Origin of the sequence: Longimonas sp. (assembly GCF_046498435.1) — a bacterium.
In the GTDB taxonomy this organism is placed as follows: Bacteria; Bacteroidota; Rhodothermia; order Rhodothermales; family Salinibacteraceae; genus Longimonas.
Window position 1 is genome coordinate 1 of sequence record NZ_JAWOAR010000157.1, and the last position, 7,726, is coordinate 7,726.

Below are 7,726 nucleotides of genomic sequence, written 5' to 3' on the forward strand. Positions count from 1 at the left end.
CATGACTTCCGGACCTCCTATCTAAATCTGGCAAACACAATTGAGAAGTTTGCGCCGGCAGCTTCTTATATAGGTCTTACCGCTACTGCGTCTGTAAATGTTTTAAAGGGCGGAATCAGACCGGAGAGAGACAGCGATCTGCCCTTGGTTCCGCTCGGCTCAAAGAGATTCCCGCAACGGATGACCTGTCGGCCCCTTCGTACAACAGGCATGACCTCCGGCCCTCGCTGCGCTCCTCAGAATGACAAAAACCTGGGTGTGTGAAGGAGCATGTGAGTTTTGTCATGTACCATGGTACCCGCCACTATTCACTATGCACCTGGGAAAAGCTCTGCTACTGAGCGATCGAACAAACGATTCCCTCATCCCGCAGGTCATCCTGACATACCCAGGCAGACGGATCTCAGCGCCGATCTTGTACGTCTGGAATCGTGCCCTTGGCTGGAGCCCCACATCGCGCATCCCCAGCGAAACATGGAGAGCTGGTATTACGAGATCGTGGGTTCAGGGACGTGAGGCGAGGAGGAAGGGGCGGTGTCGCCCGAAGAAGAGGCTGAGAGAGCAGGCTGGGGGGCTTCATTGCGTTCACTGTGGAGGCACACCATCTGTTCGTGTGGGCGGCCACTGTCGCAGTTCCAGCGCGCCGTCGTGGTGCTCAACGAGCCCGGTGCAGCTTTCGACCCAGTCGCCGGTGTTCACGTACTGCACGTCTTGGATGCGTCGCATCACAGGGTGGTGAATGTGTCCGCAGATGACGCCATCGACCGAGGCGCGCGCGGCCCGCTGGGCGACCACCGATTCGAAGTTGGCGATGAACTGCACGGCACGTTTGGTGCGCTGCTTCACATATCGAGAAAACGACCAGTACGGCAGTCCCATCCAGCGGCGCACGCGGTTGACGTGCCGGTTCAGCGCAAGCAGGGCCTGATAGGCAAGCGCGCCGCCATGCGAGAGCCACGGGGCATGCCGGATGATACCATCGAAGGCATCGCCGTAAAGAACGAGGAAGCGGCGGCCATCGGCGGTGGTGTGAGTGTACTCCATGTGCGTCGTAATTCCGCCGAAACGCAGTCCCGGAAAGCGGCGTGCCGCCTCGTCGTGGTTGCCGGGAATGTAGAGCACCTCGGCTTCGCGAGCGCGCTGCAGCAGGACCTCAACCACGCGGTTATGTGGCTCGGGCCAGTACCAGAAGCGAGCCAGCGACCATCCATCCACGATGTCGCCCACCAGGTAGTAGCGCTCTGCCGAATGATGCGTAAGGAAGTCGATTAAAAACTTGGCTTTGGCATCACGGGTCCCCAGATGTACATCCGAAATCCAGACCGTGCGGTAGCGTGGCGCTGTATCCATAAGAGGTAGAGGCAGGTAAGGTACATAGCAGAGTGCGCCAACAGGCAGTACACCCCTAATGTAAGGCGCATAGCTGCCGAGGACGTTACGAGCACATCATGAAACAGTTGTGATCTCGTTATAGGAGTTACGCACTTGACCCGAGGGGCGTCATTTCCTGCCTGTGGACGGGGCGGAGCCCCTAAACGACGGCGTCACGAGGCAGAGCCTCGCGACGAGATGACATTCGTGAGCTGCAACTGCGTACGTCCTGTCGTTAGTAGTCTGAGAGCCCGTTTTAATCACCCAAAATTTGGTTCTCAATCCTCGTCTTTTGTGACTTTTTGAGATTACTCGCAGGACCTGGTACCGACGGAGCCAAAAGCATTCGGCACAAGTTGCCTGGTTATGAGAAGTCGCGGCGGAAAAGTGTCGTAGCATAGGACGGCTAATCCCACAATCCTACATAGCAAGGGAGGAGCCGTGCATCCAGCCTACGCAGAAACACGCTGCACAGAAACACCCCTTTGCATTTGAAGGTACCGCACAGTGTAGTGTGCTTCTCCAAACGGGACCGCGTCATGGACTCTTCAGCCACTGTTGCATCGCTTCGGCGTCGCCTGCGTCGTATGTATCGCCGCGATGCGCTCTTTCAGGCGCTGGCTGCGCTGTGCTGGGGGGCGGCTGTTGTAGGGGCAGTCGGATTCATTGGGCTCGTGCTGGAAGCATGGCTCTGGATGCCAACGGCGCTGCGTGCCACACTGCTTTCAGGAGGCACGTTGCTCCTGGGCGGCTACCTGGGCGTACGGGTGCTGCCGCCCCTGTTGCAGTGGGCCGGGATGTGGCCATTGCCTTCCGATGAAACCTTAGCACGCACCGTAGGCGCTGCCACGCCGGCCATTGCCGACCGGCTGGTGGCGCTGTTTCAACTCGACGAAGGCCGGGCCAGCGCATCCCCCCCGGCGGTGCGTACCGCTGCGGTGGAGCAGCTCAGTGCAGCCCTCGATGCCCATTCGTTCGATGCACTGGTCGATCCGTCGCGCGTGCGCCGCGCTGCACCATGGCTGGCCATTCCGCTGCTGGTAGCGGTGCTGGCCTGGGCGGTACTGCCCGAGGCATCGGCGCGGCTGTTTGCACCAGCTACGGCATTTGAGCGGCCCGCACCGTATGCACTCGACGTTACGCCCGGCGATGTGGAGCAGGTGCAGGGCGAGGCGCTCACCATTGAAGCTGCGCTTACCGATCGCATCGACGACACCCGGCCCGAATCGGTCGTCGTTGAGATGGACACGCCCGAGGGCACCCGCACGCAGCGCATGACCGCCCGCAACGAGGCTTCTACGTGGACGCTCAACCTGCCCAACGTGCGGTCGAGCTTTACATATCGGGTGCGCACGCCCGAAGTCACCTCGCCCGAGTACAGCGTCAGCACGGCCACGCGTCCGCTGGTGCGCGGGCTTAACGTGACGGTCGATCCGCCTGCTTACACACAAGAAGAGACCGAGCGCCTTGCGCCTAACACGGGCGATGTGGCGGCGCTGCGCGGGAGTGCTGTGTCGGTAGAGGCGACTCTTGGCGGTGGACCGATGACGGAGGCGGTGCTGCGCTTCGACGATGGCACAGAGCGTCCGATGGAGCTTGAAGGCGACACAGCTACGGCGACCTTCACCGTGCACCAATCGGGTAGCTATCATATCCATCTGCGCAACGAAGAAGACGTAGCCAACCCCGACCCGGTGCAGTACGACGTGACGGCGCGTGCCGACCAGCCGCCGCGCGTGTCGTTCGAGGCGCCGGAGGCAACGGCGCCGCTCGAATCGGATCGTGTGGCGGATCTGGCGCTGCGGCTGCGCGACGACTTTGGCTTCTCGCAGCTGCGGGTGCACTACCGGCTCGACCGGGGCGACCTTGACCGCGACAATGCCGATACCGAAGACACAACCTACGAATCCTTCGACATTCCGCTGGAACGCCCTGCACAAGCTGAACAGCAGGTTGAACACACCTGGATGGTCGTGCAAGAAACTGGCTTCGACCTGATGCCAGGCGACGAGGTGGTGTACTATGCCGAAGTGTTCGATAACGACGCCGTGGCCGGGTACAAGTCGGCTGAAACCGCCACGCAACGCCTGCGCGTGCCTACCGCTGCCGACCGGTATGCCGAACTCGACCGCTCGCAAGACGATACCGAAGAGTCGCTTTCATCGGTTCGGGAGCAGTCGGACGCGATGCGCGAGCAGTTTGAACAGCTGCGCGACGAGGTGCGGCGCACGCAAGAGGCCTCGTGGGAGGACCAGTCGCAGGCCGAGCGCATGCGCGAGCAGCAAGAAGCCATGAGCAATCAGGTCGAAGAGGCGGCGCGCCAGATGGAAGAGGCCACGCGGCAGATGGAGCGTGAGGGGATGGGCCGTGAGGAGACGCGCGAAATGTACCGCGAACTGCAAGACGTCATCAGCGAGATTAACGATCCGGAGATGCAAGAGGCGCTCCGCAAGATGCAGGAAGCCATGGAGTCGATGGACTTCCAGCAGATGCAGGAGTCGATGTCGGAGGCCGAGGACAACATGGATTCGTATCAGGAGCGTCTGGAGCGGGCCATGGAGCTGTTCGAGCGCTTGCGGGGGCAGCAGAAGCTTGACGAGATGAGCGACCGCGCCGAGCAGCTCCGCGAAACCCAGGAATCTATTCAGTCGGATACCGAGGAAGCCGAGCAAGCGGCCAATGAGCGTCCCGAGGCGACCGAAGAGCACGCCGATACCGCCGAACAGCTCCAGGAGCAGCAGGAGCGGGCTCGCGAGCGCATGGAGGAGCTGCAAGAAGCGATCGACAGCATGAACGACACGCTCGCCGACACGCCGGGCCTCTCTCAAGAGGATATGGAGGCGATGCAGGAGCAGATGAATGAATCCGACATCCAGGAGCAGATGGAGGCTGCTGCCGAATCGCTTGGCGACCAGGATATGCAGTCGGCACAATCGTCCCAACAACAGGCGCAGGACGGACTGGGCGAGATGTCGTCGTCGCTTAGCCAGATGGGGGAAAGCATGGCGCAGGGCCAGCAGTCGATTAATGCGGAGGGCATCTGGTATGCCATTGAGAATGCGCTGTGGCTGTCTGAGGAGCAAGAGCGCTTGCGTGCTGAGGTCAACCGGCTCTCCAGCGATGGCGCGCAGCTTCGCTCGCTCGTTCAGTCGCAGCAGCGCCTGCGCACCGGGCTCGAAACCGTGGGCGACTCGCTCTCGGCTGTGGCGCGTAGCACACCGCAGCTCTCGCGCGTGGTGCGCGAAAAGCTTGGAGCCGGACTCAACGCGATGCAAGAAGCGGTAAATCAACTGGATGAACGCAACGGCAACCAGGCGCGTCCGGCGCAGACCGAGTCTATGACGCATCTGAACGAACTGGCCCAGCTGCTCTCGGATGTGCTCGATCAGATGCAGGGCGGGGGCCAGGGCAGCGGCGGCATGTCGATGGACCAGATGATGCAGCAGATGCAGCAGATGACGGGCGATCAGCAGGCGCTGAACCAGGCGCTGCAGGAGCATCTGGAGAACGTAGGCGGCGAGCGGCTAAGCGTAGACGAGGAGGAGCGCCGCGAGCAGCTCCGGGCGCAGCAGCAGCAGATGCAACAGCAGATGGAGTCGCTCAGCAACGAAGACGCTGCCGAAAGCATGATGGGCGACCTGGATCGTATTGCGGATGAGATGGAGCAGTCGCTCGACGAGATGGAAACCCCGCGCAACGAACGCGACTTGCTCGACCGCCAGCAGCGCATCGTAACGCAGATGCTGGAGGCGCAGCGGGCGCTGCAATCGCAAGGACAGAGCGAGAGCCGCCAGGGGCAGTCTGTTACGGAGGTCGAGCGCCGCCGCTCGCCCGATGAACTGCCGCCCGAAGAGGCCGAAGAGGTGCTGCGTCAGGGCGTGCTGGATGCGCTGGAGGGCGGCTACAGTTCGGAGTATGAGGCGCTCATCCGGCGGTACTTTGAGGCGCTGGAAGAGGAGTAGGTGTGGACGGGTGGAGGTGTGGACGGGTGGGGGCATTCTGGGTATGCCCTTGCACGGCTGCGATACGTGCGGGGGGATACGCATGAGTGTCACGCCCAGACGAGAGCCCGCATGGAGATGCGATGCCTTCGGGGTCTGCATTGGAATGAAGGAATGAGCGGTCGGCTGTGTATCCCTCTACAAACCAGATGGCTACGGCGCACCAAACCCGTACGAGCCACGGCGCAAGAGAGCCAGGAAGAAGGGCACGCCGCAGATTGCTGTTAGGATGCCGACGGGCAGTTCTTGCTCGGGCAGCAGGGTGCGTGCGGCCAGGTCGGCCCATGTTAGAAAGAGCGCGCCCCCCACGAAGGAAAACGGCACCACCCGCCGGTGTGCCACGCCCGAGAGCAGGCGTACGGCATGCGGCACAATGAGTCCGACAAACCCAATGGCTCCTGCCACGGCCACGAGCGTGCCCGTCATGAGTGCAGCCAGGAGAATAAGGGCGCGTTTCAGGCGCTCCACGGGGATGCCCAGGTGGTAGGCCGACTCCTCGCCAATGAGCATGGCATCGAGCGGGCGTGCCAGCACGAACAGAAAGGCGGTGCCGGCTATGGTGGTGATGAGTGGAGGAAGCAGATCGCCCCATTGCGTGCCGCTTAGGGAGCCCAGTAGCCAGAAGAGCACGGCGCGCAGCTTGCCCGGATCGGGCGAGGAGAACGTGATGAACGACGTGATCGACGCCATCAGTGCCGACATGGCGACGCCGGCCAGCAGCAGCCGGGTTACGCTGAGCCGTGTGCCGGTGTAGGCCACCACGTATACGATGGCAATAGACAGCAAGCCGCCCAGGAAGGCCGCCAGAGGCATGGACAACATCTGCCCAAGCAGCGGGGGGAGCAGTCCGAGGTAGAAGAGCGATGCGCCTGCCGAGGCCCCGCTGGAGATGCCCAGAATGTACGGCTCGGCCAGCGGATTGCGCACGAGCGCCTGCATGGCTACGCCCACCACGCTGAGGCCGCCCCCTACGAGTAGAGCCAGCAGCACGCGGGGCAGCCGCAGGTCCCACACGATACGCGCTGCAACCGGGTCGGGCGGCGAGAGCGACGCTGCGCCCCCAAAGAGGGCTGCTGTGCGATAGGTGAGAACGTGATAGGTGGCCGACAGCGATACGGCGGTGCTTCCTATCGAAAGCGCGACTCCCAGTGTACCCAGGATAGCCCCTGCTAATCCAATAGAACGTAACGCAGTGCGCATAAATTGGAAGGAAGCTTGGGGAGACGCACGCCAGCTACGGCGATACGGGTGAGGGGGGATTCGGAAGCGGCTGGTCGGGATGCAGCAGCGTGGCGATGCGATACGCGCCCTGCACCACGCGCGGTCCGGGCCGCGACACGAGGGCGGCGTCTACCGTGTACACGCGGTCGTTCTGGAGCGCAGGCACCGTGTCCCACGTAGGATGCAGCCGTAGCAGATGGTCGGCGGGGGCCTCGGCCTCGAACAGTCCAATGATAACATCGGGCGCTTCTTGCAGGACGAACTCCTCGCTCAGGGTGGGAGCGGCGCTCTCGAAGTGATCGGTGATGCTTGTGCCGCCAGCCGCTTCAATGAGGGCGTGCACGTAGCTGGGCCCGCCGAATGCATAGAGCGTCTCATCGCCCACAAGAACGAGCACGCGCGGACGGTCGAGGGGCTCGGTGGTGGAGCGCAATCTATCGAGGGCCTGGCGGAGCGTATCGGCGCGGGCCTGGGCGGTCGATTCGGTGCGTAAGAGGGTGCCGAGCGTCTCGATGCTGGCAAAGATGTCGTCCACCGCACCGAACGAGAAGAAGTACGTGGGCACATCCATCTGCGTGAGCGGATCCGCATCGCTGGGGCTGTTCACCTGGTCGGTGGCGAGGACCAGGTCGGGGGTGTGCTGAACGAGCGCCTCATAATCGACAGGCAGCGTCTGGATGCGGGGCAGCGTGTCGACCACCGCAGGCGGATAGTCGTCGGATACCGTGACGGCGGCCAAACGACTGGCGCCGCCGGCGGCTACGGTAAGTTCGGTCAGATTCGGGGCCAGCGGCACGACCCGATGTGCCGTGTCGGGCACGGCCACGGAGCGGTCGAGCGCGTCGGTCACTGTGCGTTCAGAAGGCGGGTCGGTTTCACATCCGGCGCATACAAAGAGCAAGGTAAAGAGCAGACTCCCTATCGCCAATGGAGTAAAACGACACGTCCGGAAAAAATCTCTCATTTAGATGAACAACACAGACATGAAAAGGTAAACTTTGCGACTTCTTTAGGGCTCGTCATCGCACGGCCAGCACGCAATCGGTTCGTTAATTCTATCCTGGCGTCTTTTCTCTCCTTAATCCGACTGTTGTTATGCAAAAACGTGTCTTTATTGTTGACGACGAACCTAA

4 protein-coding genes are annotated in these 7,726 nt (G+C 62.1%); 1 reads left to right on the top strand and 3 read right to left on the bottom strand.

The genetic code is table 11. From position 1 onward, the window contains the following. Positions 1–585: 585 nt before the first annotated feature. Complete coding sequence (locus tag R6U20_RS05840; RefSeq protein ID WP_410336927.1) at positions 586–1,350, bottom strand: UDP-2,3-diacylglucosamine diphosphatase; 765 nt, start codon at positions 1,348–1,350, stop codon at positions 586–588. Between the two features lie 560 nt (positions 1,351–1,910). On the opposite strand from R6U20_RS05840, the gene R6U20_RS05845 reads away from it, so the two are divergent. Continuing rightward, complete coding sequence (locus R6U20_RS05845; protein WP_410336928.1) at positions 1,911–5,333, top strand: DUF4175 family protein; 3,423 nt, start codon at positions 1,911–1,913, stop codon at positions 5,331–5,333. Positions 5,334–5,525: 192 nt separating this feature from the next. On the opposite strand, the gene R6U20_RS05850 is transcribed toward R6U20_RS05845, so the two are convergent. Further along, positions 5,526–6,572, bottom strand: coding sequence for a FecCD family ABC transporter permease (locus R6U20_RS05850; protein ID WP_410336929.1), 1,047 nt, complete (start codon positions 6,570–6,572; stop codon positions 5,526–5,528). A gap of 34 nt (positions 6,573–6,606) precedes the next feature. Then, positions 6,607–7,494, bottom strand: coding sequence for an ABC transporter substrate-binding protein (locus R6U20_RS05855; RefSeq protein WP_410336930.1), 888 nt, complete (start codon positions 7,492–7,494; stop codon positions 6,607–6,609). Positions 7,495–7,726: the final 232 nt, after the last annotated feature.